Here is a 23,845-nt window from a genome sequence, read left to right as displayed (position 1 = left end):
ATGACGACCGACACACTGCATTTCCGTGTGCTCTCTGCATTGCTGCAGTACCCGGAGGCCGAGCTGATCGACGCGCTGCCCGAACTCGACGCCGCGCTGGCCAACGCACCGACCGGGTTGCGCATCACTGTCGCTCCGCTGCTGGCCGAGCTGGCGGCCGGCGACCTGATCACCGCGCAGGAAGGCTATGTCGCGACGTTCGACCGCTCGCGCGGCCACTCGCTGCACCTCTTTGAGCACATCCACGGCGAAAGCCGCGAACGCGGTCCGGCGCTGGTCGACCTGATGAACGCCTACCGCGAGCACGGCTTCGAGATCGACGCCAACGAGCTGCCCGACTATCTGCCGCTGTTCCTCGAGTTCCTCGGCAGCGTCGACACCGCCACGGCGCAGGACTTCCTCAACGAGGCGGTCCACGTGATCGCCGCGCTGGCCGAGCGCCTCGGCGAAGCCGAAAGCCGCTACGCCTGCGTGATGAATGCGCTGGTCGCGCTCGCCAGCGTGAAGATCCAGCCGCTGGTCGCCCCGCCGATCCGCGACATGGACGAAATGCTCGAAACCTTCGGCCCCGGTGCCGACGGCACCGAACCGCTGCTGTCGCAGGCAGCCGGCCCGCAGCCGGTCAAATTCCATCCGCGTACCCAGGAGGCCCGGTCATGAGTTATCTGCATCACTTCGTTTTCGGGGTCTACCCGTACATCGGCCTGGCGATCTTCCTGTTCGGCAGCCTGGTGCGCTTCGAGCGCGAGCAGTACACGTGGAAGTCCGACTCGAGCCAGCTGATCGACCGCCGCAAGCTGCGCGCCGGCTCCTACCTGTTCCACATCGGCGTGCTCGGCGTGTTCTTCGGCCACCTCGTCGGCCTGTTGACGCCGCTGGCGGTGTGGGATGCGCTGGGCGTGAGCCACAGCGCCAAGCAGCTGCTGGCGATGGTCGCCGGCGGCATCTTCGGCGGAATGGGGCTGATCGGCGCGCTGATCCTGATTTACCGCCGCATCAGCAGCGAGCGGCTGCGGGCGATCACGACCTGGCGCGACAAGCTGACGCTGGGCTGGATCACCGTGACGCTGATCCTCGGCCTGTCGACGATCGTCGTCTCGAAGGACCATCTCGACGGTCACATGATGACGCTGTTCATGGAGTGGGCGCAGCGCATCCTGACCTTCCGCGGCGACGCGGCGGGCTACATCGTCAATGCGCCGGGCATTTTCAAGCTGCATATCTTCATGGGCATGACCTTGTTCGTGATCTTCCCGTTCACGCGGCTGGTGCATGTGTGGAGCGGTTTTGGTTCCGCTAGCTATGTGACGCGGGCTTGGCAGTTGGTAAGGCCACGCGGTTGATGATGGTTGGCGGTGGAGAAGGGCGCCTGCGGGCGCTCTTTTCTTTGTGGGTTTGAGGCGGAAGGCCAAGGCCAAGGCCAAAGGCAAAGGCAAAGGCGTAGCGCCTGCGGCGCAGGGTAAAAGCATTGCTGCGCGTTCCGCCGCGCATACGGGAAGGGAGCTTTGTCTCGCCAAAGCCCCCTTCACCCCAAAGGCGTGCGCTGCATCGCGCGTCGCTAAGCGGCATAGCCGCTAAGCTTGGGCGTGACCGCGCCTTACGGCCCTCCGGGCTGCCCTCGGTCGGTCGCGAGCCAAGCCATAAGGCCGGCTCGTCTCGCTCCACTCCTCGGCGCTGGCGGACGGGATGAAAACGGCGCGCTTTTCACCGCCGGTAGCATGCCGCTCAGATCCCCTCAGCAGCGCCGAGCAGCACAGCCGAGCGCGGGGTTTCGGGGCCTGGCTGTTTGAGCCCGTAGGGCGAGTTCAGGACCCCGCCGCGTTTGGCGCACAGCGCAGGGAACCCCGAAGGGCGCGAATGCGGGGTCGCCTTTCTTTGGATACTTTCTATTGGCGAAGCAAAGAAAGTATCCCGTCCGTGCGGCGGAACGCGCATCCAAACACCGCGCCGCAGGCGCTCAAGCTGTAGGTCTTTCTGGCGAAATAGCGCTACTTTTTACCGATCGTGTCGCGCGAACCCGTCGCCTCCAGCTCGGTGAAAAGCGCTGATCAGCAATGCAATGGCAAGTGCAGGCCTAGATTGATACCAGGTCCACGACGCGGGAGAACGTCATGAGCACCAGCATCGGTCAGTACCTGCTGCAACGGCTGCATGAAGAGGGCGTGCGCCACGTTTTCGGCGTCCCCGGCGACTACATCCTGCGCTGGTACCAGCAGCTCGCGCACAGCGAGCTGGTCCAGGTCGGCACCACGCGTGAGGACAACGCGGCGTTTGCCGCCGACGCCTATGCGCGCGTCCACGGCCTTGGCGCGCTGGCGGTCACTTACGGCGTCGGCGCGCTGTCGGTCGTCAACGCGGTCGCCGGCGCGGCGGCCGAATCGTCGCCGGTGGTGGTGATTTCGGGTGCGCCCGGGGTAGTCGAACAGCGCGAACGGCCGCTCTTGCATCACCGCTTCGGCCCCTACCATTTCCAGCGTGAGATCTTCGAACGGCTGACGTGCTACTGCGCGGTGCTCGACGACCCGCTGCTGGCGGCGAGGCAGATCGACCGGGCGCTGGCGGCGGCGCGACGCTATAGCCGGCCCGTTTACCTTGAGCTGCCGCGCGATCGCGTCGACACGGTGATCCACCTGCAGCCCGAGTGCGTGTTCGACGACGAAGGCAGCGATGCCGACGCGCTGGCCGAGGCCGTCGCCGAAACGGTGGCGTTGCTCACCGGTGCCGGTCGCGGCGCGGTGCTGGCCGGGGTCGAGCTGCACCGCTACCGGCAGCAGGATGCGCTGGCGGCGCTGGTCGACAAGCTGCGCTGGCCGGTCGCGGCGACACTGACCGGCAAGTCGGTGATTGCCGAACATCACCCGGCCTATCTCGGCATCTACGAGGGCGCGATGGGCGCCGATTACGCCCGTAGCGTGATCGAAGGCGCCGATATCCTGCTGCTGCTCGGCGCAACGCTGAACGACGTCGACCTCGGCGTGTTCACCGCCCAGCTCGATCCGCGCCACATGGTCCAGGCGCGCGGCGACGAGGTCTGCGTGCGGCATCACCGCTACCCGAACGTGCGGCTCGCCGACTTCGTCGCCGCCCTGATCGCGGCGCTGCCCGAATCCCGCGCCGAATGGCCGGCGCACAGCCTGCCGACGTCGGCGCCGGGCTTTCCCGAGCCGGGCGACGCGATGACCGTGTCGCGGCTGATCGGCCGGCTCAACGACACACTGCCCGACGACATGATCGTCGTCGCCGATACCGGCGACTGCCTGTTCGCTTCGCTCGAACTGCGCACGCATCCGCGCACCGGTTTTCTGGCGTCGGCGTACTACACGACGATGGGTTTTGCGGTGCCGGCGGCGCTTGGCGCCCAGCTCGGCAGCGGGCTGCGGCCCTTGGTGCTGGTCGGCGACGGCGCGTTCCAGATGACCGGGATGGAATTGTCGACGGCGGCGTGGCTCGGTCTCAATCCGGTGGTGATTGTCTTCGACAACGCCGGCTACAGCACCGAACGCTTCATTCTCGACGGGCCGTTCAACAATATTGCGCCATGGCGTTTCGACGCGCTCGCCGAGGTCTTTGGCCCGCTGTATGCATTCAGCGTCGGCGACGAGCAGACCTTCGACGCGGCGTGGCAGCACGCGCTGGCCAACGCCGACCGGCCGACGCTGATCGCGGTTAAACTCGCCGCCGACGATCCGTCCGCGGCGATGCGCCGGCTGGGCGAATCGCTGGGAAAAACCGTCAAGGGAGGCTGAATGCGCCAACGCAGCGAGTATCTGGACTGGCTGATCGACGAACTGGCGCCGCTGGGGGCGATCCGCGCCAAGTCGATGTTCGGCGGCTGGGGGCTGTATTGCGACGAGGCCTTCTTTGCCATCATCGACGACGACGTGCTCTATCTGAAGGCCGATGCGCAGAACCGTGCGGCCTTCGTTGCCGAAGGCGTGCCGCCGTTCAGCTACACGGTCCGCGGCAAGACGCAGACGATGTCCTACTTTCGCTTGCCCGACGCCGCGCTCGACGATTCGACCGCGCTGCTGCACTGGGCGCGGACCGGTTTCGAGGCGGCGTTGCGTGCCGGCGTGGCGAAGCAGGGGCGCAGCCGCGTCGTCCGCTAGATCGACCCGAACCGGGCCCGTCTCACGCCGGAAAATGCGCGGCCCGGATACGCATGTCGGCCCGCCCCTTCCCGCAGACGGCAATCTGTTGGAGAATCTGCATTAATTACGTCCAACTCCCGACCGCAATCGGGGCTATCCATGCGTCAGGCTACTGTTACCCGCAACACCCTCGAAACCCAGATCACGGTTTCGGTCAATCTCGACGGCTCCGGCCAGTCCCGTTTCGATACCGGCGTGCCGTTCTTCGAGCACATGCTCGACCAGATCGCCCGTCACGGCTTGATCGATCTCGACATCAAGGCGGTCGGCGATCTGCACATCGATGCGCACCACACCGTCGAGGATGTCGGCATCACGCTCGGCCAGGCTTTTGCCAAGGCCGTCGGTGACAAGAAGGGCATCCGCCGTTACGGCCATGCCTACGTGCCGCTCGACGAAGCGCTATCGCGCGTCGTTGTCGACCTGTCCGGTCGTCCCTGTCTCGAGTACGAGTGCGAATACACCCGCGCGGTGATCGGCGGTTTCGACGTCGACCTGTTCGGCGAGTTCTTCCGCGGCTTCGTCAACCACGCCGCGATCAGCCTGCATATCGACAACCTGAAGGGCAAGAACGCCCACCATCAGGCCGAGACGATCTTCAAGGCAATGGGCCGCGCGCTGCGCATGGCGGTCGAGCACGACGAACGCATGGCCGGCATCACGCCGTCGACCAAAGGCACGCTGGTAGGCTGATATGCAAAAAATCGCCATCGTCGATTACGGCATGGGCAATCTGCATTCGGTGACCAAGGCCTTCGAGCTGGTCGCGGAAGGCCGCGCCGAGGTGGTGCTGACGGCCGATCCGGCCGTGGTCGCATCGGCCGACAAGGTCGTGTTCCCCGGTCAGGGCGCGATGCCCGACTGCATGCGCCATCTCGACGAATCGGGCCTCAAGGCCGAAGTGCTCAAGGCCGCCGCCGATCGGCCGTTCCTCGGCATCTGCGTCGGTGCGCAACTGCTGTTCGCGCGCAGCGAAGAAGGTCCGACCGACAGCCTCGGCGTGTTTCCGGGGCAGGTGGTGCGCTTTCCGCCCGAAAAAATGCGCGACGCGGGCGGCAACAAGCTCAAGGTGCCGCATATGGGCTGGAACGAAATGTTCATCAAGCACGCCCACCCGTTGTGGCAGGGCATCGCCGATGGCGAGCGCTTTTATTTCGTCCACAGCTATCATTTCGCCGGTGCCGACGATATCGCCGTCATCGAATCGGCCTATCCCTACCGCTTTGCCGCTGCGGTCGCGCAAGACAACATCTTTGCGATCCAGTGCCATCCGGAGAAATCGGCCAGTGCAGGGCTCAAGTTGTTGAGCAACTTCGTAAACTGGGATGGGCGTCAGTAAGGGGCCGTCGTGAAATCGTTGCCGCAGTGCTTGCGTACCTCGTTGCTGCAGTCGCTCCAGACTGTCGGTGTGTTGGCGCTGGTGCTGCAAGCAATGGCGGGCATGTCCTCCCAGATGAACTACCTGATTTTTTTTGCTGTGTATTTTCCGCTTAGCGCACTGGTGGCAGGTTTTCGCGCCAGCTCGTCCCGTCCTTCGAACACCCATTCGTCATCGTCATCATGCTGATCATTCCTGCTATCGACCTCAAAGACGGCCAGTGCGTTCGCCTGCGCCAAGGCCTTATGAACGACGCTACCGTCTTCTCCGACGACCCGGCGAGCTTCGTCAGCCACTGGCTCGGCCAGGGCGCGCGCCGCATGCATCTGGTCGACCTGAACGGCGCGTTTGCCGGCAAACCCAAGAACCTCGACGCGGTCAAAAGCATCATCAAGGCGATCGACGGCGAGGTGCCGGTGCAGCTCGGCGGCGGCATCCGCAATCTCGACACGATCGAGATGTACCTCGATGCCGGTATCGACTACGTGATCATCGGCACCGCCGCGGTCAAGCAGCCGGGCTTCCTGCACGAAGCGTGCGATGCTTTCCCGGGCCACATCATCGTCGGCCTCGACGCCAAGGACGGCAAGGTCGCCACCGACGGCTGGGCCAAGGTCACCGACCACGACGTGATCGATCTGGCCCAGCGCTTCGAGGGCTACGGCGTCGAAAGCGTGATCTACACCGACATCGGTCGCGACGGCATGCTGTCGGGCGTGAATATCGAAGCCACCGTGAAGCTGGCGCAGGCGCTGCGCATTCCGGTGATCGCCTCGGGCGGCCTGACCGACCTCGACGACGTGAAGAAGCTGGTCGAAGTCGAATCCGAAGGCATCGAGGGCGTGATCACCGGCCGTGCGATTTACGAAGGCACGATCGACTTCAAGGCGGCGCAGGAACTCGCCGACGGCAAGCTCGAAGCCGTGGAAGCCTGATGCCGCTCGCCAAACGCATCATCCCTTGCCTCGACGTGACCGCCGGTCGCGTCGTCAAGGGCGTCAATTTCGTCGGCCTGCGCGACGCCGGTGATCCGGTCGAGATCGCCAAGAAGTACGACGCGCAGGGCGCCGACGAGCTGACCTTTCTCGACATCACCGCCAGCTCGGACGACCGTGACCTGATCCTGCACGTGATCGACGCGGTTGCCTCGCAGGTCTTCATTCCGCTGACCGTCGGCGGCGGCGTGCGCAAGGTCGACGACGTGCGCCGGCTGCTGAACGCCGGCGCCGACAAGGTGTCGATCAACACGACGGCGGTGAGCAATCCGGAAGTCGTCGAGGCGGCGGCCAGCCGTTTCGGCAGTCAGGCGATTGTCGTGGCAATCGATGCCAAGGCGGTCGACGCCAGCAATACCCGCTGGGAAATCTTCACCCACGGCGGCCGCCGGCCGACCGGGCTCGATGCGGTCGAGTGGGCGGTGAAGATGCAGCAGCTCGGCGCTGGCGAAATCCTGCTGACCAGCATGGACAGAGACGGCACCAAGATCGGCTTCAACCTGCCGCTGACGCGCGCGGTGTCCGACGCCGTGGACATTCCGGTGATTGCTTCGGGCGGCGTCGGCAATCTGCAGCATCTGGTCGACGGCGTGATCGACGGCCATGCCGATGCGGTGCTGGCGGCGTCGATCTTCCATTTCGGCGAATACACGGTGGCGCAGGCCAAAGCCGCGATGCGCGCGGCAGGAATCGAGGTGCGACTGTGAGCACGCGCTGGCTCGACGAGATCAAGTGGGACGACAAGGGCCTGGTGCCGGTGATCGCGCAGGACGCGCACACCGGCCGGGTGCTGATGTTCGCCTACGCCAACCGCGAAGCGGTCGAAAAAACCGCCGAGAACGGTACCGCCCACTACTGGACGCGTTCGCGCCAGAAGCTGTGGCACAAGGGCGAGGAGAGCGGCCACTTCCAGCACGTGCTGGAAATCCGCCTCGACTGCGACGGCGACGTGCTGATTTATGTGATCGAGCAGGATGGCGGCATTGCCTGCCATACCGGCCGCGAGAGCTGCTTCTACCGCGTGCTGAACCATGGCGAGTGGGATACCGTCGACCCGGTGCTCAAAGACCCGGCCGCGATCTACCACAAGCATCATTGAGCGGACGTCGTTTTCGAACAGGCCGGTTTTCCGGCCTGTTTGCATTGCTGCAGCGCTTTTTTGATCTGCCCCGGACTTTCCGCCACGCCAGTGTCACCAAACGGCAATATAATTGCTGCCAAATCACGTGATTCCTGAGGCCCTGCATGGTTTCCACCGACATTCTCGAACGCCTGTCCGCGACGCTGGAAAGCCGCCGCGACGCCGATCCGTCCACTTCCTACGTTGCCAAGCTGTTCCACAAGGGCCAGGAGGCGATCCTCAAGAAAGTCGGCGAGGAGTCGTTCGAGGTCGTCATGGCCGCCAAGGACGGCGACAAGTTGCACCTGGTGCGCGAAGTCGCCGATCTGTGGTTCCACACGCTGGTGCTGCTCGCCCACGAGGGCTTGAGCCACGAGGACGTGCTGGCCGAGCTGGCGCGGCGCGAAGGGATTTCGGGCATCGATGAAAAGGCGGCTCGCCCCAAGGGCTGAGCGTGGAGAAGGCGACTATGAGCGACTGCATTTTCTGCAAGCTGGCGAGCGGCGAGTTTCCGACGACCAAGCTCTACGAGGACGACGACATCCTCGTCTTCAACGACCTGCACCCGGTCGCGCCGGTGCATTTTCTCGTCGTACCGAAGCCGCACATCGAATCTCTGGCGCATGCCGAGGTCCAACATCAGGCACTGCTGGGCAAACTGATGCTCGTCGCCGCGCGCGTTGCCGCCGAGCAGGGGCTGAGCGACGGATTCCGCACCATCATCAATACCGGTGCCGGCGGTGGCCAGAGCGTGTTCCACCTGCACCTGCATGTGATCGGTGGCGCACCGCTGCCGACCAAGATCACCGAACTCAGTACTCACTGATTCGCATTCCAACGGAGAACGTCCATGGGTTCCTTCAGCATCTGGCACTGGCTTATCGTGCTGGTCATCGTCATCCTCGTGTTCGGTACCAAGCGTCTGGGCAATATCGGCAAGGACCTCGGATCGGCCGTGCGCGGCTTCAAGGAAGGCATCCGTGAAGGCGAGGCCGACAAAGCCGAGGCCAAGGACGTCAAGCCCGAGTCCGGCCGCGTGATCGACGTGGTTGATAAAGACAAGCGCTAGTGTTCGACGTCAGTCTCGGTGAGCTGGCCCTCATCGGCGCGGTTGCGCTGGTGGTGATCGGCCCGGAGCGCCTGCCGACGGTCGCACGTACCGTCGGTGCGCTGATCGGCCGCGCGCAGCGCTTCGTCGGCAGCGTCAAGGCCGATCTCGAGCGCGAAGTGCGCGCGAGCGAGCTGGCGCAGATCGAAGCCGAGCTGCGCGCCGAAGGCGAAGCCCTGAAGCAGACGATCCACGGGCCGGTGACCGAGCTGCGCGAGACGCTGGCCGGCGCCCGTGATGCGCTGAGCGAGCCGTCGCCGCCCGCCGTGGCCGAGCCGACTTCGCCGCAGCCCGTTGCCGCCGCAACGGACAACGAAATGCCGCAGGCGGACGAGCGTCAGCCCGATCTCTTTCTTGTCGAACCGTCGGCGCCACCGCCGGCGCGCGACCGTCGCTGAGTCCCCATGAACGCTGCCGATTTCCAGCCGTTGCTGGCCCACCTGATCGAACTGCGCAACCGGCTGGTGCGTGCCGGGCTGGTGTTCCTGCTCGGCTTCGGTGTGTGCTTTGCCTTTTCCGCCCAGCTCTACGATATCGTCGTCGCGCCGCTGACCCACGTACTGCCCGGCCAGAAACTGGTGTCGATCGGCATCGCGACACCGTTTCTGGTCCAGATGAAGATCGCCGCGCTGGTGGCCTTCATCGCCACGCTGCCGCATACGCTGTATCAGGTATGGGCGTTCATTGCGCCGGGGCTGTATGTGCACGAGAAAAAGCTGGTGCTGCCGCTGATTTTCGCCTCGTCGCTGCTGTTTCTGGCCGGTATGGCGTTCGCGTATTTCTTCGTGTTTGGCGTGGTCTTCAAGTTCATCGCCTCGATCGTCCCGACGTCGATGCAATGGCTGCCCGACTCGGGTGAGTACCTCGATTTCATTTTCGGCATGTTCCTCGCCTTCGGCACGACCTTCGAGGTCCCGGTGGCGATCGTCGTGCTCGTGTATCTCAATGTCGTCAGCGTCGAGCAACTCGTGCGCTGGCGGCCCTATGTGATCGTCGGCGCTTTCGTCATCGCCGCGGTGGTGACGCCGCCCGACGTTCTGTCGCAATGCCTGCTGGCAATACCGCTGTGGCTCTTGTACGAGCTCGGCTGCATCGTCGCCCGGCTGATTGTTCCCCGTTCGCCTCTTCCTGCCTGAGTCTGCATGCTCCGCGTTTTCCAAGTTCTGCTTTTCCTGCTCGCCGCCGTACCGTGTGGCATTCCGTTCCGCTATCCGCCGAACCCGGTGTTCCCGTCCGAGCTTGCCGCGTACACGCTGGCGACCTTGCTGGTGCTCGCCGTCGCCGGCCTGCCGACCCAAAGGGTCGAAACGACACGCATGCCGTGGATGGCGATGGTCTGGTTCGGCCTCGCCGCCGTACTCGGCCTGCAGGCGCTGACGATGACCGTGCCGTACTGGTCCGATCTGACGATTCCTGCGCTCTACCTTGTCACCGCCGGTATGTCGGTCTGGGCGCTGGCGCGGGCGCGTGACGAATTCGGCATTGCGCCGCTGGCACAGGCGCTGGCGTGGGGCCTGGTGGTCGGCGCACTGTTCAATTCGGCGATCGCGGTCGAGCAGATCTACCAGCTGATCACCAGCGGGCCGCGGCTGATCTTCGGCAATATCGGTCAGAAGAATATGTACGGCCACTATCTGGCCTGGGGCTTCGCCTCGGTGATGTGGTTGTCGGCGACCGGCAAGCTGCCGCGCTGGCTGACGGTAACGCTGTCGCTGTGGTTCGCGCTGTCGATGGCCTACTGCGGCTCGCGCTCGCCCTTCCTGTACGCGGTTGCATGGCTGGTGTTCGGCCTGCTGCTGGCCTTCGGCAAGCAGGACGTCGTGCGCCGTCTGGGCCGCAACCTGATGATCGCCGGTGCGCTGATCATTGCGATGCAGTTCGTCGCGCCGCTGATCAACGATGTGATCGGCAGCCTGCTGCGCTCGCAGAACGAAGTGCCGACCGGCCTCGACCGGCTCGATTCCAACGGCGCGCGCCGTCTGGTCGAATGGCACAAGGCCTGGCTGACCTTCGAAGCGCATCCGCTGCTCGGCGTCGGCTGGGGTGAATACCCGGCGCATGGCGTCGCGCTGCAAGTGCAACCCGAATTCGCCAAGGTCGTCGAAAGCGTGCTGTTCACGCATGCGCACAATTCGCTGCTGAACCTGATGGCCGAAACCGGCGTCATCGGCACCGGCATCGTCGTACTCGGCATCCTCGCGGCCTTTTTCGGTCTGTGGTCGCGTCGCGACGACGACGTGGCGATGTTCGCCGCCGCGCTGGTGGCGGTGTCCATCCTGCACAGCCTGGTCGAATATCCGCTGTGGTATTACCACTTCTTCGGTCCGTTCGCGCTGATGCTGTTCCTCGCCTTCGGTGCGACGCCACGCAAGGGCCCGGCCGTATCGCGCGCCGGTTTCGCCTTGTACGGCGCGGCATCGATCGCCGTCGCGGTCTTCGGCGGGCTGACGTACCTGAAGATCTACCCGATCATCGATCCGAGCGACAGCGTCAAAACCAACGAGCGCAACCTGAAGATACTGGGCGAGTTGCGTCACAACCCGCTGGTCGATTTCTACGCCGATTACGCGCTGTCGAACTACATCACCGCCAGCAGCGAAAACATGGACTGGAAACTCGGCATCCTCGACCGGCTCAACGCGGTCCGGCCGTACCCGGGGCAGCTGTCCGACGCGGCGATCATGCACGCGATCAAGGGCGAAGCGGTGCTGGCGCAGACGCTGATGCGTCAGGCGGCGTTTGCCTACCCGGAAAGCCTCGATTACTTCCGCGACGAGCTGGCGCGCTTCCCGCACGACGCGAAGGTGCAGGCGCTGGCCAAGCCGGTGGGCGAGGCCGAGGCGATGTTCGGCGTGCAGAAGCACGACGGGGAGTAAACGCAGGATCGCGGCCAAAAAGAAACCCGACATCGTCGGGTTTTTTTTCGGCCGTCTGGCTTAGCGTCGTTGCGCGTAGACGAAGAACTCGTGGTTACCGTCGCCGCCAAGAATCGGGCTGTCGAAGTAGTCGAGCACGTCGAATCCGGCGTCGAGCGCGGCGGCGCGGATCTTGGTTTCGACGCCCGGATAGCTGCTGGCGTCGCGGACGATGCCGCCCTTGCCAAGACCGGCCAGCCCCACTTCGAACTGCGGTTTGACGAGGAACAGTAGCGAGCCGCCGGCCGGCAGCTGGGCCGCCAGTGCGGGCAGGATCAGCGTCAGCGAGATGAACGACACATCGCCGACGATGGCGCCGACCGGCGCATCCAGATGCTCGTCCAGATCGCCCGCTGCCAGATGGCGCGCGTTGAGGCCTTCGAGCGTGACGATGCGCGCGTCGTCGATCAGGCTGCGGTGCAGCTGGTCGTGGCCGACTTCGAGGCCGATCACCCGGCGTGCGCCGGCCTGCAGCAGGCAGTCGGTGAAGCCGCCGGTGCTCTGGCCGACATCGAGCACCAGCATGCCGGCCACGTCGAGGCCGGTATGCGCCAGCGCGCCGGCCAGCTTGAGCCCGCCGCGCGAGACGAAGCGGTCGGCTTCCTCATCGGCCGCGATGGCGATCTGCATGCCGGCATCGAGCTTGGCGCTGGCCTTGCTGACGGTCTTGCCTTCGACGCTGACCCGGCCCGCGGCGATCAGTTGCTGTGCGTGGGTGCGCGAGCTTGCCAGGCCGGCGTCGACCAGAAATACATCGGCGCGGGCCATCAGAACATCTCGTCCGGATGCAGATAGCGCCACTGGCCGGTCGGCAGATCGCCGAGTTCGATCTTGCCGATGCGGATGCGCTTGAGGCCGACGACGCGCAGGCCGACAGCTTCGCACATCCGGCGGATCTGCCGCTTCTTGCCTTCGTGCAGGATGAAGCGCAGCTGGTCGCGGTTCTGCCACCAGACCTCGGCGCGCTTGAGCTTCTGGCCGTCGAGTTCGAGGCCGTAGTTGAGCCGCTTCAGGTCGCCCGGCGCGAGCTGGCCGTTGACGCGGACGAGGTATTCCTTCTCGACGCTCGAATTCTCGCCGATCAGGTGCTTGGCGATGCGGCCGTCCTGCGTCAACACCAGGAGGCCGACCGAATCGATGTCGAGCCGGCCGGCGGGGACGAGGCTTTTCAGGTGTTCGCGATCGAAGCGGATGCCGCTGGTGTCGTCGGCCCACTGGTTGTCGGGCTTCACCAGCACCACGGCCGGCTGGTAGCCGTCTTCGGCCTGCCCCGAGACGTAGCCGATCGGCTTGTTGATCAGCACGGTGACACGGCCGGCCTGCTCGCGTTCGGCGGCCTTGTTCAGCGTGACCGTTTGCGTCGGCAGGACCTTGCTGCCGAGCACGTCGACGACGACGCCGTCGACGCGGACCCAGCCGCGGGCAATGTATTCATCGGCTTCGCGGCGCGAGCACAGACCGAGTTCGGTCATGCGTTTGGAAAGGCGGATCGGTTCCATGACGTCGCTCCGGGAAAACCGTGCAGCTTATCGAATCGGGCCGGCGCTGGCGAGCCGCTGCCGACGATTTACATTGCCGGCCGCCGCGGTGCGGCGCCATGCACCGACGTTTCAGTCGCTGCGACCGAGGCCGTGTTCGACCGCATACACGGCCGCCTGCACCCGGCTCGACAGGCCGAGCTTCTTGAGGATGTTCTGCACGTGGATCTTGACGGTGCTTTCGGCCAGATCGAGCGCGCGCGCAATGCCCTTGTTGCTGTCGCCGCGGGCGAGGAAACCGAGGATCTCGCGCTCGCGCGGCGTCAGCCGGTCCTCGTCGCGCGGTTCGGCCGGCGCGGCGGCGCTGCGGAACTGGGCGACGAGCTTGGCCGTCATGGCCTCGGCGACGACGGCCTCGCCGGCGTGGGCGCGGACAATGGCACTCACCAGGTAGTCGGCGTCGATATTCTTCAGCAGATAGCCGCGTGCGCCGCTGCGCAGTGCGTCGGCGAGGTCTTCGGCGTCCTCGGACACCGTCAGCATCAGGACGGCGGTCTGCGGCCGGTCCTCGAGGATCAGCTGCAAGGCTTCCAGCCCGGACAGCCCCGGCATGTTCAGGTCGAGCAGCACCACATCGGGCGCAAGCTCGTGGCAGCGCTTGACGCCTTCGGCGCCGTCGGCCGCCTCGCCGACGATGGTGAACTCGGACTGGCGCGACAGCAGCAGCCTGATGCCGCTGCGAAACAGCGTGTGATCGTCAACCAGCAATACCTTGATCGTCATGCCTGCCTGTCCTTTCCTGTGTGCGTTCGTCGAGTCGGCGCGCTTCGGCCGGGATGAGCAGTGTCACCACGGCGCCGCGGTCCGATTCGACCCGCAGTTGCGCTGCCAGCCGGCTGGCGCGCTCCTGCATGATTTTAAGCCCGACATGGCCTTCGGCGCGCGCGGCCACTTCGGCCGGGTCGAAACCGCGTCCGTCGTCGCGGATCGTCAGCGTCACGTCGCGTTCATTGGCGAAGCGGATGTCGACCGCGGTCGCATTGGCATGCTTGCGGACATTCGACAGTGCCTCCTGCAGAACGAACAGCAGCTGCAGCTGGTCCTCGGCCGGCAACGGCGTGCCCGAGCCGACCGCTTCAAAATCGACGGCGATGCCGGTCTGGCGGCGGAAGCGTTCGACCGTCGCGCGCATGTTCGAGACGAGATCGCCCTCGGCCAGCCGCGAGCGGAAATTGTTCAGCAGTTCGCGCACGTCGTCGTAGCTTTCCTGCACGCCGGCCTTGAGTAGCGGCACGATGTCGAGCGCCTCGGCGGTCGCGCCGCGCTTGAGCGAATCGTTGAGCATCTGCACCTGCAGATTCAGGAAGGACAGCCCCTGGGCGATGCTGTCGTGCAGCCCTTGCGCCAGCAGATTGCGTTCCTCGTAGACGGCGATTTCGCGCTCGCGCGCCGCCAGCCGCAGGTTTTCGAGCGCGATGCCGAGCTGCTCGCCCAGCGCGGCCAGCAATTCGCGTTCGCTCTGGCTGATGTCGCGCGCCTCGCGGAAATGCAGGTTGAACTGGCCGGTCGAGCGTGTGCGTGCGCGTACCGGGAAGGCGCTCACCTGAACGAAGCCCTCGCGTTCGCACGAATACGGCGTCGCCGCGCTCGGCAGCTTGCGGAAGTCGTGGATGATGGCGACGCCGTCCTTGAGGCTGGCGCCGCACAGGCAGTCGCCGGGCTGCAGGCAGTGTTCGGCGGCGGCCAGCGTGTCGGAGATGCCGGCGTAGACGACCATGTGCGCGGCATTCGAATGCGGATCGACGATGCGTACGCTGCCGCCGTCGGCGCCGAACCAGGCCATCAGCTGGTCGAGAAAGTCGCGGCACATCGCCTCGGCCGACAGACCGGCGTTGAGGCGGGCGCCGATCTCGTTGCGCAAGGCCAGCTCGCGATTGCGCACATTCAGCGCGGCGGTCTTATCAAGGACGCGGGCTTCGAGCGAGCCGTGCGCGTCGGCGACCCGGTCGGCCATCCGGTTGAAGCCGCGGGTCAGTTCGCCGAATTCGTCGTCGGTCTCGACCGGCAGCCGGACGCTGTAATCGCGTTCGGCCATGCGCGAGATCCCGCCGGACAGCCGGTACAGCGGGCGGAAGACCAGCAGGAACATCAGGTAGATCTGCGCGACGGTACCGACGATCGCCAGCACGATCAGCAGCATCTGCGAGCCGCGCATCAGCATCGTCCGCCGGGCGTTGTACTGTTCGATATCGAGCACCAGCGCATTGATTTGCGCGACAAAGTGATCCATCTGCAGGCGCATTGCGGCCGAATCGCCCTTCAGTTCGCTCGGTGGCAGTGCCAGCAGCTGCTGATAGCGCTGTTCGATCGCCTTGAAGCGCGCCCGCACGGCCGGGTCGCCCGGCAGATAGAGCGGCCGGGCCGGGTCGCCGCGGTCGAGCAGCGTCAGGGTCTCGGTGAATTGGCGACGTTCGGCGGCGATCTGCGTCGACAGTTCGGCCGACGGGCGCTCGCGGGAGAGCTGCAGCGTATAGCCGAGCCGGTAGGTCTGCATGCGCAGGCTGCCGGCCGCGTTGATCGCCGCTGCGCCACCTTCGAGCTGCCACGACAGATACAGCGTGGTGCCGACTGCTGCCAGCCCGAGCAGCAGCGAGACCAGCAGCAGCGTGACGACCTTGATCGACAGTTGCTGCCGCGCCGGCACCAGGGTCTCGTCGAGCATCAGCCGTTGCCGTCGGCGCGCCAGTCACCGGACTTGCCGCCGCGTTTTTCCAACAGCCGGATGCCGTCGATGACCATGCCGCGGTCGACCGCCTTGCACATGTCGTAGATCGTCAGCAGCGCGACGTTGACCGCGGTCAGCGCCTCCATCTCGACACCGGTCTTGCCGACCGTTTCGGCGACGACTTCGCAGCGCACGCCGTCGGCTTCGAGCTCGAACGACACGTCGACGCGGGTCAGCGGCAGCGGGTGGCACAGCGGAATCAGCTCGGACGCCTTCTTGGCGGCCATGATCGCGGCGATCCGGGCAATGCCGAGCACGTCGCCCTTCTTGTGGCCGCCCTGGGCGACGAGCGCCAGCGTCGCGGCCTGCATGCGGATCCGGCCTTCGGTACGGGCGACGCGGTGGGTGTCGGCCTTGGCGCCGACGTCGACCATATGCGCCTGGCCTTGCGCGTTGAAATGCGTCAGTGAATTCATGGGGTGGGCTTGTGCAAAGGCGGCCAGCGCCGCCGGGGTGTTCAGGTTCGGAAAAGCGTCGGCCGCGAAGGCGACCGGCACCGCGGCCAGACTGGCGAGCCAGTCGCGCAGCCGCAACTCGCGCCGCCGCAGCCGCTCGGCAAGTGCGTCGGCACAGTCGGTACGGACGAGGCAGACGCTAGGCTGGATCGCGTCGCCGGCGCTGGCAACGGCGGCTTGCTGACCGGTCAGTGCGTCGGCGAGCCGGGCGAGCAGATCGGTCGGCAGGCTCGGGACGTCGCACGGCACGATCAGCAGCGCATCGGCATCGCACGTCGCCAGCGCGGCATGGATGCCGGCGAGCGGGCCGAGGCCGCCGGGAAGGAGATCGTGCTGCACCGCGATGCCAAGGTCGCGGTAGGTCTCGAGATTGCTGTTGGCCGAGATCGTCACGCCGTCGATCGCGCGCGTCTGCGCTGCGAGCGCGGCGAGGACCCAGGCGGCCAGCGGCCGGCCGTGCAGCGGCAGCAGACCCTTGTCCTGTCCGCCCATGCGCCGGCCTTCGCCGCCGGCAAGAATGACCGCGGCGATCTTCATGGCGTGTCGTCGGGCAGCCAGCGCTGCATGGCTTCGGCATCGCTGTCGCGGGCGTCGACCCAGTGCGACGACTGGCCGTCCGACTCGCGCTTCCAGAACGGTGCCTCGGTTTTCAGGTAGTCCATGACGAAGGCGTTGGCATCGTAGGCGGCATGACGGTGGGCGCTGGCGGTCAGCACCAGCACGATCTGGTCGCTCGGGTGCAGCGGGCCAACGCGGTGGACGATGCTGACGGCGGTCAGCGGCCAGCGCGTGGCGGCCTGGTCGGCGATCTTCGCCAGCGCCTTTTCGGTCATGCCCGGATAGTGTTCGAGTTCGAGCACGGCAATGTGCCGGTCGAGATTCAGGTCGCGCACGCGGCCGACGAAGGCGACGACGGCGCCGCTGTCGGCCTCGTCGGCGACCAGCGCGGCGTATTCGCGACCGAGGTCGAAGTCGTCATGGCCGACGCGAATGGCGATGCGGGTCATCTCAGCCTCCGGTCACCGGCGGAAAGATTGCCACCTCGGCACCCGCGGGGATCGCGTCGCCGGGCTGGGCCATTTCCTGATTGACCGCGACGCGGAACACGCGGGCGCCGCCGAGCTCGTCGGCGAAGGCACCACCACGAGCGATGAGCAGGGCGATCAGGTCGGCGACGCGGCTGCCGGCGGGCAGGGCGAACGCCTCGTCGGCGCGGCCGAAGGCATCACGGAGCCGGGCGAAGTACAGCAACTGGATGGTATTCACGGTCGGCCTCTCATTTCAGTGCGGCGAGCGGGATGAAGTCGACCGGTTCGCCCGCCTGCACCATCCTGCCTTCCGGTACGACGACGAGGCCATCGGCCCAGACCACCGACGTCAGCACGCCGGAGCTTTGGTTCGGGTACAGCACGGCGCGACCGTCGACCAGCCGCGCGCGCAGGTACTCGCGACGGTTGCCGGCGCGTTCGATCGCGAATCCGGCCGCGACCCCGATCGTCGGCGTCGGTGCATGGCCGCCGCTGCGCGCGGCGAGGAAGGGTCGGACGAACACGACGAAGGTGACGAAGCTCGACACCGGATTGCCGGGCAGGCCGATGAAATCGGCGTCGCCGATCCGGCCGCAGGCGAACGGTTTGCCGGGCTTGATGGCGATTTTCCACAGCGACAAGGCACCGAGCGATTCGACCGCGGCCTTGACGTGGTCTTCCTCGCCGACCGAGACACCACCGGTCGACAGCACGACGTCGTGCGTGGCGGCGGCATCGGCGAGGATGTCGCGCGTCGCGGCGAACTGGTCGGGCACGATGCACAGATCGCTGACGATGCAGCCGGCCTCGCGCAACAGCGCCGAGATCGCGTAGCGGTTGGAGTTGTAGATCTGCCCCGGCGCCAGCGGCGTGCCGGGTTCGGCCAGTTCGTTGCCGGTCGACAGCAGCGCGACGCGCAGGCGCCGTACCACCGCCACGCGGGCGACGCCCACCGCCGCCAGCAGCCCGAGCTCGGCGGCGCCGAGCCGCGTACCGGCCTGGATGACGACTGCGTCTTGCTGCACGTCCTCGCCGCGTCGACGGATGTGCTGGCCGTGGAATGGCTTGCCGTTCACGGTCAGTGTGTTGCCGTCGACGCTGCAGTCCTCCTGCATCGCGACCGCGTTGGCGCCGGACGGGATCGGCGCGCCGGTGAAGATGCGCGCGGCCTCACCGGGCGCAAGCGCGCTGCCGGTCTCGCCGGCGGCAATGCGCTGGGCGACGTGGAAGGTGGTCGGCGCGACAAAATTGGCGACGTTGAGCGCGTAGCCGTCCATCGCACTGTTGTCGAAACCCGGGACGGCCAGCGTCGAAACGACGTCGGTAGCGAGCACCCGCCCCAGCGCGTCGTTCAGCGCCAGTGTTTCGGTCTCGGTCATGCGGCGGGCTGCGGCGAGCAGTTGCTCGCTGGCTTGGTCAACGGTCAGCATGGGGATCCAGTGCCAGATGGTGGGTGATGAAGTCGGCGATCGCGCCGGCATCGTTGAGGTCGAGCAGCGGTAACGTGCTCTCGACCGGTGCGTCGCTGGCGACGGCGACGATGTTTGCATCGTCCGGGAAAAGCTGCGGCTTGCCGGTGCCGGCACGCCAGACTTCGAGTTTGGGGATCGGGTCGTGCTTGAAGCCTTCAACCAGGGTCAGATCGGCCGGCGACAGCCGTGCCAGCTGCTCGGCCAGTGTCGGCTCGGTATCGCCGCGCAATTCGCGGACGATGGCAAAGCGGTACGGTGAGGCGATCAGCACCTCGGCGGCGCCGGCGCTGCGAAAGCGTGCGCTGTCCTTGCCCGGTGCTTCGAGCTCGAAGTCGTGGTGCGAATGCTTGATGGCGTTGACGCGCAGGCCACGCGCCGCGAAGCAGGCGATCAGTTGTTCGGTCAGCGTGGTCTTGCCGCTGCCGGAAAAGCCGACAATGCCGAAAACCTTGGTCATCAGCCGCCCGTTTGCGACATGAAACGCACCAGCTTGGTCGGCGCTTCGCGAAATTCGTGGCGTTCGGGCTTGAGTTCGATCGCCTGGGCGATCGCGGCGTCGAGGTCGGCATCGCTGCAGCCGGCGCGCAGCATCGGTCGGAATTCGAATTTTTCTTCCTGACCGAGGCACAGGTAGAGGGTGCCGTCGACCGCCAGCCTGACACGGTTACAGGTGGCGCAGAAATGCTGCGAGATCGGCGTGATAAAGCCGACGCGGCCGCGGCCGTCCGGTGTTTTCCAGTAGCGCGCCGGGCCGCCGCCGAGCTCCATCGCTTCGGGGACGAGGCCGAAACGTTCAACCAGCCGTTCGCGTACCGGTGCCAGGTCGAGGTATTGGGCGTTGCGGCCGGTATCGCCCATCGGCATCGCTTCGATCAGCCGCAGGATGAAGCCGTGCTGCATGGCGAATTCGGCCATCCGTTCGATTTCCATCTCGTTGACGCCCTTCATCGCGACCATATTCAGCTTGATCGGCGTAAAGCCCTCGTCGCGGGCGGCCATGATGCCGGCGAGGCTGGCGTCGAAGGCGTCGCGACCGGCGAGCTTTTCGTAACAGCCGCGGTCGAGCGTATCGAGGCTGATGTTGAGGCGGTCGACGCCGGCCGTGCGCAGCGCGCGGGCATGGCGGACGAGCTGGGTGGCATTGGTCGATAGTGACAGGTCGTCGAGACCGTCGAGTGCCTTGAGCCGGCCGGCAAGCTGGTCGAGGTTGCGGCGCAGCAGCGGTTCGCCGCCGGTGAGACGGACCCGGGCAACGCCGGCACGCACGAAGGCGGCGACGAGGCGTTCGAGTTCGTCGAAGCTCAGCCAGTGTTCGGGCTCTTCGAAACCGTGAAAGCCCTTGGGCATGCAGTAACTGCAGCGCAGATCGCAGCGATCGGTCACCGATACGCGCAGATAGCGGATCGAGCGGCCGAACCGGTCAACGAGCGAGCGGTCGGTCAGCCTGCGGTCTGGCGATGGGTGATCGGTCAGCATAGCTTCCTCCTCTCATGCCCATTCTAGGCGGATTGCCGGGGGAGGGCAGTTCGCCTGTCGGTGCAGGCGGGCTAGTCCATTTGGACTAGAGGGCTATTTTATGCCGTTGCGCTGTGGCTGTGGATAAGCAATCGCCCCGGTACAGGACCGGGGCGATTCGGGGCGGGCGCGGCTGACGTTTAGCCGGCAGCCTTCAGGTCATAGCCCTGGATGTCGGCGGCTTCGACCAGACCTTGCAGATAGGTGTGCATGGCGCGGCGGGCTTCCATCTCGGTCAGGTAGGCGGTCAGGCGTTCCTGGACTTCGTCGAAGCTGACGCTGGCGCCTTCGGTCTTCTTGCCGGCCTTGATGATGTGCAGGCCGAACTGGGTTTCGACCAGTTCCTTGGCGAGTTCGCCTTCGCCCAGCGAGAACGCCGCTTGTTCGAATTCCGGCACCATCTGGCCACGACCGAACGCACCGAGTGCGCCGCCTTGCTGGCCCGACGGGCAGGCCGACAGCTCCTTGGCGCGGGTTTCGAACAGGTGCGGTGCAAGGCGCAGTTCCATCAGCACTTGCTCGGCCTTGCCGCGCATCAGCGCAGCCGGCGTTTCCGGCGTGCTCTTGAACAGGATGTGGCTGGCTTCGACCTGCTCACCCTGGACGAAGGCTTGCGGGTTGGCGTCGTAGAAGGCGCGGGCCTGGGCTTCGTCGACCTTCGGTGCTTCGATTTCCTGGCCGAGCAGTTCGCCGACGGCTTCCTGCGGATCGGCGGCTTCGATGCCCTTGGCGCGGGCGCGCTGGGTCAGCAGCTCGCGCAGGATCAGTTCCTGAACGGTGGCGTCGAGCGGGCTCGGCGCGTCCTGGTGATGCGGCATTTCCGCTTCGATCTGTGCATCGGTGATTTCGACGCCGTTGACGAGAATGGCCATGGATCAGGTCCTGTCTGAATGAATTAAAAAGGCCGCGACACCGTCGCGGCCTGTCGTTGCTGCATATAGGGTCGAATAACCCGATTACAAGTGGGTGATTATTTCAGCCGCAGCTCGGCGGCGTTGGCATGCGCGGTCAGCCCTTCGCCGTGCGCCAGCGTCGCGGCAACGCGGCCCAGCGTCTGTGCGCCGGCCTCGGACACCATGATCAGGCTCGAGCGTTTCTGGAAATCGTAGACGCCGAGCGGGCTGGAGAAACGCGCGCTGCGCGCGGTCGGCAGCACGTGGTTCGGCCCGGCACAGTAGTCGCCGAGGCTTTCCGAGGTGAACTTGCCCATGAAGATCGCGCCGGCATGGCGCAGTTTCTCGACCCACGCCTGCGGATCGGCGACCTGCAGCTCGAGGTGCTCGGGCGCGATGCGGTTGGAGATCGCGCAGGCCTCGTCGAGGTCGGCGACCTGGATCAGCGCGCCGCGGTTGGCGAGTGACGCGGCGATGATGTCGCGGCGCGGCTGGGCCGGCAGCAGTTTTTCGATGCTGGCGGCAACCCGGTCGATGTAGGCCGCGTCCGGGCACAGCAGGATGGCCTGGGCGATTTCGTCGTGCTCGGCCTGGCTGAAGAGGTCGATCGCGACCCAGTCCGGATCGGTCGAGCCGTCACAGAGCACGAGGATTTCCGACGGGCCGGCGACCATGTCGATGCCGACGACGCCGAACACCGCGCGCTTGGCCGCGGCGACATAGGCATTGCCGGGGCCGGTGATCTTGTCGACCTGCGGAATCGTTTGCGTGCCGTAGGCGAGCGCGCCGACGGCTTGTGCACCGCCGATGGTGAAGGCGCGCGACACGCCGGCGACATAGGCCGCGGCGAGCACCAGATCGTTCTTTTCGCCCCGCGGCGTCGGCACGACCATGATGATTTCTTCGACGCCGGCGACGTGGGCCGGAATCGCGTTCATCAGCACCGACGACGGATAGGCCGCCTTGCCGCCCGGTACATAGATGCCGACGCGGTCGAGGGCGGTGATCTGCTGGCCGAGCAGCGTACCGTCCTCGTCCTCGTAGCTCCACGACGCCATCTTCTGGTGCTCGTGGTAGCTGCGGATCCGCTTGGCGGCGAAGCTCAGCGCGTCCTTCTGCACCTGCGGCAGCCGCTCGAACGCGGCCTTGAGCTCGTCCTGCGTCATTTCGAGTTCGGCCATCTGCTGCACGCCGGTGCCGTCGAAACGGTTGGTGTACTCGACCACCGCGGCATCGCCACGCGCCTTTACGTCGGCGAGGATGGCGGCGACGCGGGCGTCGACGTCGGGGTCCTGCGAGGTTTCGAACGCCAGCAGTGCGGTGAGTTCGGATTCAAAATCGGCGGAACGGGTATCGAGGCGACGGATCATGGCGGCTCAGCGGAAATCATCGGGTTTGCCGCCGATTATACCCGTGGCGTGTACGCCCGACTTGACGACGCTACTGCCTTGCCCGCTCCAGCTGTTCGACGTGGCTGATGCTTTCGCTTTTCAGCAACAGTACCTTGCCGTTGCGACGGATCAGCGTGTCGCTGCTCTTTTCCCGGATGTTGATGATGCTGCCGCCCACATCCAGCGTGTTCTCGACGTTGACGACGGCCTGGCGTCTGTCGGTGGCGACCGTCACGCTCCGGACGTCGATGTCGGAGTCGAGCTGCAGGATACCGTCCATGCTGTCGCCGATCCGCTCGATCGACTTGAAGAAAACGACGGCCTCTGCGCACGCCTGCTCCTTGTTGCTCACCGTGCCGTTGCTGATGCCCTGAAAGTCGTCGGCGAGTAGTGCACACAGGTTCTTGGGCTCACGCGAGAAGAGGGCGTTCTGATAGTCGGTATAGAACCCCCGCGCCTGCTCGTCGCTGATCGTCCGGCTACCGATGAAGTACCACCAGGCAGCAACAACCAGCAGCGAGGCCAGCAGCAGCCATTTCCCCGGCGAAAGACGGATCTGAAGGCGCGGGGATTCACTCGGGGCCGGAACCGGCGGAATTTGCGCCGGCTGCCGGGCGGCTTCGGTCTGCGCGGCGCGAAAGCGCGGCATGTCGACGCCGCAGCCAAGGCATAGAGTTCGCGGCGGTTGTTGCCGTCCGCACGCGGGGCAGGTGATGCCGTTGTCGATGGCAGGCTCGGCGTCGGGCTCGACGGTCAGGCTGGCAATGTCGAGATCGTCGCTGGCCGCCGCCTGTGGTCGGGGCGGTGTCAGTGCTTCGGCGCGAACGACAACGCCGGCGCGCTGCAGATGGGCCAGATAGGTCTCCAGCTCGCGGCGGGATACGCTGGGCTTGATGACCTTTGGCGCCGTATCGAGCAGCTGGCGGGCGCGTTCGACGTCGATTTTCAGCAGCTTGGCCAGATTGGCCGTGGCGGTTTCAGCCGAAAAACCGGGTTGCAGCTCGCCGGTCAGGACGAGGCGAACGGGATCGTGCATCGGGAAAGCCCAGGGTCGGAATGGTCGATGACGATATTGTTTTATTCAGTTTCGTGCAAGAAATGTGGCGCCGCTGTTTCGATGGCGCAAAAAAAGCCGGCATGGCGCCGGCTTTGCTTGGGCTG

General features: G+C 65.8%; 28 protein-coding genes and 2 pseudogenes. 16 read left to right on the top strand and 14 right to left on the bottom strand.

The window, feature by feature from the left end; translation table 11 throughout:
- The 16 genes and pseudogenes from narJ to R0382_RS03940 all read left to right on the top strand — a co-directional run bounded on the left by narJ (nucleotide 1) and on the right by R0382_RS03940 (nucleotide 11,628).
- A complete protein-coding gene (gene narJ / locus R0382_RS04015) occupies nucleotides 1-660 on the top strand; it encodes a nitrate reductase molybdenum cofactor assembly chaperone (protein ID WP_432722522.1) in 660 nt (219 codons plus the stop codon).
- Nucleotides 657-1,343, top strand: a complete 687-nt coding sequence (gene narI, locus R0382_RS04010; protein ID WP_432722521.1) for a respiratory nitrate reductase subunit gamma — start codon at nucleotides 657-659, stop codon at nucleotides 1,341-1,343. Before narJ ends, narI begins: the two co-directional genes overlap by 4 nt.
- A gap of 768 nt (nucleotides 1,344-2,111) precedes the next feature.
- Nucleotides 2,112-3,746 (top strand): alpha-keto acid decarboxylase family protein, encoded by a 1,635-nt coding sequence (locus R0382_RS04005; protein WP_432722519.1) that lies wholly within the window; start codon nucleotides 2,112-2,114, stop codon nucleotides 3,744-3,746.
- A complete protein-coding gene (locus R0382_RS04000; RefSeq protein ID WP_432722517.1) occupies nucleotides 3,747-4,109 on the top strand; it encodes a TfoX/Sxy family protein in 363 nt (120 codons plus the stop codon).
- Between the two features lie 141 nt (nucleotides 4,110-4,250).
- Nucleotides 4,251-4,844, top strand: coding sequence for an imidazoleglycerol-phosphate dehydratase HisB (gene hisB, locus R0382_RS03995; RefSeq protein WP_432722516.1), 594 nt, complete (start codon nucleotides 4,251-4,253; stop codon nucleotides 4,842-4,844).
- A gap of 1 nt (nucleotide 4,845) precedes the next feature.
- On the top strand, nucleotides 4,846-5,490 hold the full coding sequence (gene hisH, locus R0382_RS03990) for an imidazole glycerol phosphate synthase subunit HisH (protein ID WP_432722514.1): 645 nt from the start codon (nucleotides 4,846-4,848) through the stop codon (nucleotides 5,488-5,490).
- A gap of 9 nt (nucleotides 5,491-5,499) precedes the next feature.
- A complete protein-coding gene (locus R0382_RS03985; protein ID WP_432722512.1) occupies nucleotides 5,500-5,718 on the top strand; it encodes a hypothetical protein in 219 nt (72 codons plus the stop codon).
- Nucleotides 5,712-6,464, top strand: a complete 753-nt coding sequence (gene hisA / locus R0382_RS03980; RefSeq protein WP_070530144.1) for a 1-(5-phosphoribosyl)-5-[(5-phosphoribosylamino)methylideneamino]imidazole-4-carboxamide isomerase — start codon at nucleotides 5,712-5,714, stop codon at nucleotides 6,462-6,464. Before R0382_RS03985 ends, hisA begins: the two co-directional genes overlap by 7 nt.
- A complete protein-coding gene (hisF, locus tag R0382_RS03975; protein ID WP_432722510.1) occupies nucleotides 6,464-7,231 on the top strand; it encodes an imidazole glycerol phosphate synthase subunit HisF in 768 nt (255 codons plus the stop codon). Before hisA ends, hisF begins: the two co-directional genes overlap by 1 nt.
- Nucleotides 7,228-7,623 carry a phosphoribosyl-AMP cyclohydrolase gene (gene hisI, locus R0382_RS03970; RefSeq protein WP_432722508.1) on the top strand — a complete coding sequence of 132 codons (396 nt, stop codon included), beginning with the start codon at nucleotides 7,228-7,230 and terminating at the stop codon, nucleotides 7,621-7,623. The genes hisF and hisI overlap by 4 nt, the downstream gene beginning before the upstream one ends.
- A 146-nt stretch (nucleotides 7,624-7,769) precedes the next feature.
- Complete coding sequence (locus R0382_RS03965; RefSeq protein ID WP_432722506.1) at nucleotides 7,770-8,096, top strand: phosphoribosyl-ATP diphosphatase; 327 nt, start codon at nucleotides 7,770-7,772, stop codon at nucleotides 8,094-8,096.
- A 17-nt stretch (nucleotides 8,097-8,113) separates the two neighbouring features.
- Nucleotides 8,114-8,470, top strand: a complete 357-nt coding sequence (locus R0382_RS03960; RefSeq protein WP_432722504.1) for a histidine triad nucleotide-binding protein — start codon at nucleotides 8,114-8,116, stop codon at nucleotides 8,468-8,470.
- A 24-nt stretch (nucleotides 8,471-8,494) separates the two neighbouring features.
- Complete coding sequence (gene tatA, locus R0382_RS03955) at nucleotides 8,495-8,713, top strand: Sec-independent protein translocase subunit TatA (RefSeq protein WP_432722503.1); 219 nt, start codon at nucleotides 8,495-8,497, stop codon at nucleotides 8,711-8,713.
- Nucleotides 8,713-8,857 (top strand): annotated as a pseudogene (locus R0382_RS03950) (Sec-independent protein translocase subunit TatA/TatB); the annotation flags it as partial. The gene tatA and the pseudogene R0382_RS03950, both read left to right, overlap by 1 nt.
- Before the next feature lie 299 nt (nucleotides 8,858-9,156).
- On the top strand, nucleotides 9,157-9,888 hold the full coding sequence (tatC, locus tag R0382_RS03945; RefSeq protein ID WP_432722501.1) for a twin-arginine translocase subunit TatC: 732 nt from the start codon (nucleotides 9,157-9,159) through the stop codon (nucleotides 9,886-9,888).
- Between the two features lie 6 nt (nucleotides 9,889-9,894).
- On the top strand, nucleotides 9,895-11,628 hold the full coding sequence (locus tag R0382_RS03940; protein ID WP_432722500.1) for a Wzy polymerase domain-containing protein: 1,734 nt from the start codon (nucleotides 9,895-9,897) through the stop codon (nucleotides 11,626-11,628).
- 60 nt (nucleotides 11,629-11,688) lie between these two features.
- Here R0382_RS03940 and R0382_RS03935 read toward each other — a convergent pair whose 3' ends face one another.
- The 14 genes and pseudogenes from R0382_RS03935 to R0382_RS03870 all read right to left on the bottom strand — a co-directional run bounded on the left by R0382_RS03935 (nucleotide 11,689) and on the right by R0382_RS03870 (nucleotide 23,720).
- On the bottom strand, nucleotides 11,689-12,435 hold the full coding sequence (locus R0382_RS03935; RefSeq protein ID WP_432722498.1) for a TlyA family RNA methyltransferase: 747 nt from the start codon (nucleotides 12,433-12,435) through the stop codon (nucleotides 11,689-11,691).
- A complete protein-coding gene (locus R0382_RS03930; RefSeq protein ID WP_432722496.1) occupies nucleotides 12,435-13,166 on the bottom strand; it encodes a pseudouridine synthase in 732 nt (243 codons plus the stop codon). Before R0382_RS03930 ends, R0382_RS03935 begins: the two co-directional genes overlap by 1 nt.
- Before the next feature lie 111 nt (nucleotides 13,167-13,277).
- Nucleotides 13,278-13,928: a response regulator gene (locus R0382_RS03925; protein WP_432722494.1), complete on the bottom strand. Its 651-nt coding sequence runs from the start codon at nucleotides 13,926-13,928 to the stop codon at nucleotides 13,278-13,280.
- Nucleotides 13,903-15,867 (bottom strand): type IV pili methyl-accepting chemotaxis transducer N-terminal domain-containing protein, encoded by a 1,965-nt coding sequence (locus R0382_RS03920; RefSeq protein ID WP_432722492.1) that lies wholly within the window; start codon nucleotides 15,865-15,867, stop codon nucleotides 13,903-13,905. The genes R0382_RS03925 and R0382_RS03920 overlap by 26 nt, the downstream gene beginning before the upstream one ends.
- Entirely contained in the window at nucleotides 15,867-16,346 is a 480-nt protein-coding gene (moaC, locus tag R0382_RS03915) for a cyclic pyranopterin monophosphate synthase MoaC (RefSeq protein ID WP_432724124.1), read from the bottom strand. Before moaC ends, R0382_RS03920 begins: the two co-directional genes overlap by 1 nt.
- A 36-nt stretch (nucleotides 16,347-16,382) precedes the next feature.
- Nucleotides 16,383-16,922 (bottom strand): annotated as a pseudogene (gene mobA, locus R0382_RS03910) (molybdenum cofactor guanylyltransferase MobA); the annotation flags it as partial.
- Nucleotides 16,919-17,392 carry a molybdopterin synthase catalytic subunit MoaE gene (moaE, locus tag R0382_RS03905; RefSeq protein WP_432722490.1) on the bottom strand — a complete coding sequence of 158 codons (474 nt, stop codon included), beginning with the start codon at nucleotides 17,390-17,392 and terminating at the stop codon, nucleotides 16,919-16,921. The pseudogene mobA and the gene moaE, both read right to left, overlap by 4 nt.
- A 1-nt stretch (nucleotide 17,393) precedes the next feature.
- Nucleotides 17,394-17,651: a MoaD/ThiS family protein gene (locus R0382_RS03900; protein WP_432722489.1), complete on the bottom strand. Its 258-nt coding sequence runs from the start codon at nucleotides 17,649-17,651 to the stop codon at nucleotides 17,394-17,396.
- 10 nt (nucleotides 17,652-17,661) lie between these two features.
- A complete protein-coding gene (locus R0382_RS03895; RefSeq protein ID WP_432722487.1) occupies nucleotides 17,662-18,843 on the bottom strand; it encodes a molybdopterin molybdotransferase MoeA in 1,182 nt (393 codons plus the stop codon).
- Nucleotides 18,830-19,342, bottom strand: coding sequence for a molybdopterin-guanine dinucleotide biosynthesis protein B (mobB, locus tag R0382_RS03890; protein ID WP_432722485.1), 513 nt, complete (start codon nucleotides 19,340-19,342; stop codon nucleotides 18,830-18,832). The genes R0382_RS03895 and mobB overlap by 14 nt, the downstream gene beginning before the upstream one ends.
- A complete protein-coding gene (gene moaA, locus R0382_RS03885; RefSeq protein ID WP_432722482.1) occupies nucleotides 19,342-20,361 on the bottom strand; it encodes a GTP 3',8-cyclase MoaA in 1,020 nt (339 codons plus the stop codon). The genes mobB and moaA overlap by 1 nt, the downstream gene beginning before the upstream one ends.
- Before the next feature lie 179 nt (nucleotides 20,362-20,540).
- Complete coding sequence (locus tag R0382_RS03880; protein ID WP_432722480.1) at nucleotides 20,541-21,272, bottom strand: peptidylprolyl isomerase; 732 nt, start codon at nucleotides 21,270-21,272, stop codon at nucleotides 20,541-20,543.
- 98 nt (nucleotides 21,273-21,370) lie between these two features.
- A complete protein-coding gene (gene hisD, locus R0382_RS03875; RefSeq protein ID WP_432722479.1) occupies nucleotides 21,371-22,663 on the bottom strand; it encodes a histidinol dehydrogenase in 1,293 nt (430 codons plus the stop codon).
- A gap of 70 nt (nucleotides 22,664-22,733) precedes the next feature.
- Complete coding sequence (locus R0382_RS03870) at nucleotides 22,734-23,720, bottom strand: hypothetical protein (protein WP_432722477.1); 987 nt, start codon at nucleotides 23,718-23,720, stop codon at nucleotides 22,734-22,736.
- Nucleotides 23,721-23,845: the final 125 nt, after the last annotated feature.

This window comes from Jeongeupia wiesaeckerbachi, assembly GCF_050916355.1.
GTDB classification, from domain to species: domain Bacteria; phylum Pseudomonadota; class Gammaproteobacteria; order Burkholderiales; family Chitinibacteraceae; genus Jeongeupia; species Jeongeupia wiesaeckerbachi.
This window is presented reverse-complemented; position numbering and strand designations above follow the sequence as displayed.

Bases quoted from the DNA above. Each gene is read 5' to 3' on its own strand.
- narJ (WP_432722522.1), top strand. From the start codon at position 1: ATGACGACCGACACACTGCATTTCCGTGTGCTCTCTGCATTGCTGCAG.
- narI (WP_432722521.1), top strand. From the start codon at position 657: ATGAGTTATCTGCATCACTTCGTTTTCGGGGTCTACCCGTACATCGGC.
- R0382_RS04005 (WP_432722519.1), top strand. From the start codon at position 2,112: ATGAGCACCAGCATCGGTCAGTACCTGCTGCAACGGCTGCATGAAGAG.
- R0382_RS04000 (WP_432722517.1), top strand. From the start codon at position 3,747: ATGCGCCAACGCAGCGAGTATCTGGACTGGCTGATCGACGAACTGGCG.
- hisB (WP_432722516.1), top strand. From the start codon at position 4,251: ATGCGTCAGGCTACTGTTACCCGCAACACCCTCGAAACCCAGATCACG.
- hisH (WP_432722514.1), top strand. From the start codon at position 4,846: ATGCAAAAAATCGCCATCGTCGATTACGGCATGGGCAATCTGCATTCG.
- hisA (WP_070530144.1), top strand. From the start codon at position 5,712: ATGCTGATCATTCCTGCTATCGACCTCAAAGACGGCCAGTGCGTTCGC.
- hisF (WP_432722510.1), top strand. From the start codon at position 6,464: ATGCCGCTCGCCAAACGCATCATCCCTTGCCTCGACGTGACCGCCGGT.
- R0382_RS03965 (WP_432722506.1), top strand. From the start codon at position 7,770: ATGGTTTCCACCGACATTCTCGAACGCCTGTCCGCGACGCTGGAAAGC.
- R0382_RS03960 (WP_432722504.1), top strand. From the start codon at position 8,114: ATGAGCGACTGCATTTTCTGCAAGCTGGCGAGCGGCGAGTTTCCGACG.
- tatA (WP_432722503.1), top strand. From the start codon at position 8,495: ATGGGTTCCTTCAGCATCTGGCACTGGCTTATCGTGCTGGTCATCGTC.
- tatC (WP_432722501.1), top strand. From the start codon at position 9,157: ATGAACGCTGCCGATTTCCAGCCGTTGCTGGCCCACCTGATCGAACTG.
- R0382_RS03940 (WP_432722500.1), top strand. From the start codon at position 9,895: ATGCTCCGCGTTTTCCAAGTTCTGCTTTTCCTGCTCGCCGCCGTACCG.
- R0382_RS03935 (WP_432722498.1), bottom strand. From the start codon at position 12,435: ATGGCCCGCGCCGATGTATTTCTGGTCGACGCCGGCCTGGCAAGCTCG.
- R0382_RS03930 (WP_432722496.1), bottom strand. From the start codon at position 13,166: ATGGAACCGATCCGCCTTTCCAAACGCATGACCGAACTCGGTCTGTGC.
- R0382_RS03925 (WP_432722494.1), bottom strand. From the start codon at position 13,928: ATGACGATCAAGGTATTGCTGGTTGACGATCACACGCTGTTTCGCAGC.
- R0382_RS03920 (WP_432722492.1), bottom strand. From the start codon at position 15,867: ATGCTCGACGAGACCCTGGTGCCGGCGCGGCAGCAACTGTCGATCAAG.
- moaC (WP_432724124.1), bottom strand. From the start codon at position 16,346: ATGAATTCACTGACGCATTTCAACGCGCAAGGCCAGGCGCATATGGTC.
- moaE (WP_432722490.1), bottom strand. From the start codon at position 17,392: ATGACCCGCATCGCCATTCGCGTCGGCCATGACGACTTCGACCTCGGT.
- R0382_RS03895 (WP_432722487.1), bottom strand. From the start codon at position 18,843: ATGCTGACCGTTGACCAAGCCAGCGAGCAACTGCTCGCCGCAGCCCGC.
- mobB (WP_432722485.1), bottom strand. From the start codon at position 19,342: ATGACCAAGGTTTTCGGCATTGTCGGCTTTTCCGGCAGCGGCAAGACC.
- moaA (WP_432722482.1), bottom strand. From the start codon at position 20,361: ATGCTGACCGATCACCCATCGCCAGACCGCAGGCTGACCGACCGCTCG.
- R0382_RS03880 (WP_432722480.1), bottom strand. From the start codon at position 21,272: ATGGCCATTCTCGTCAACGGCGTCGAAATCACCGATGCACAGATCGAA.
- hisD (WP_432722479.1), bottom strand. From the start codon at position 22,663: ATGATCCGTCGCCTCGATACCCGTTCCGCCGATTTTGAATCCGAACTC.
- R0382_RS03870 (WP_432722477.1), bottom strand. From the start codon at position 23,720: ATGCACGATCCCGTTCGCCTCGTCCTGACCGGCGAGCTGCAACCCGGT.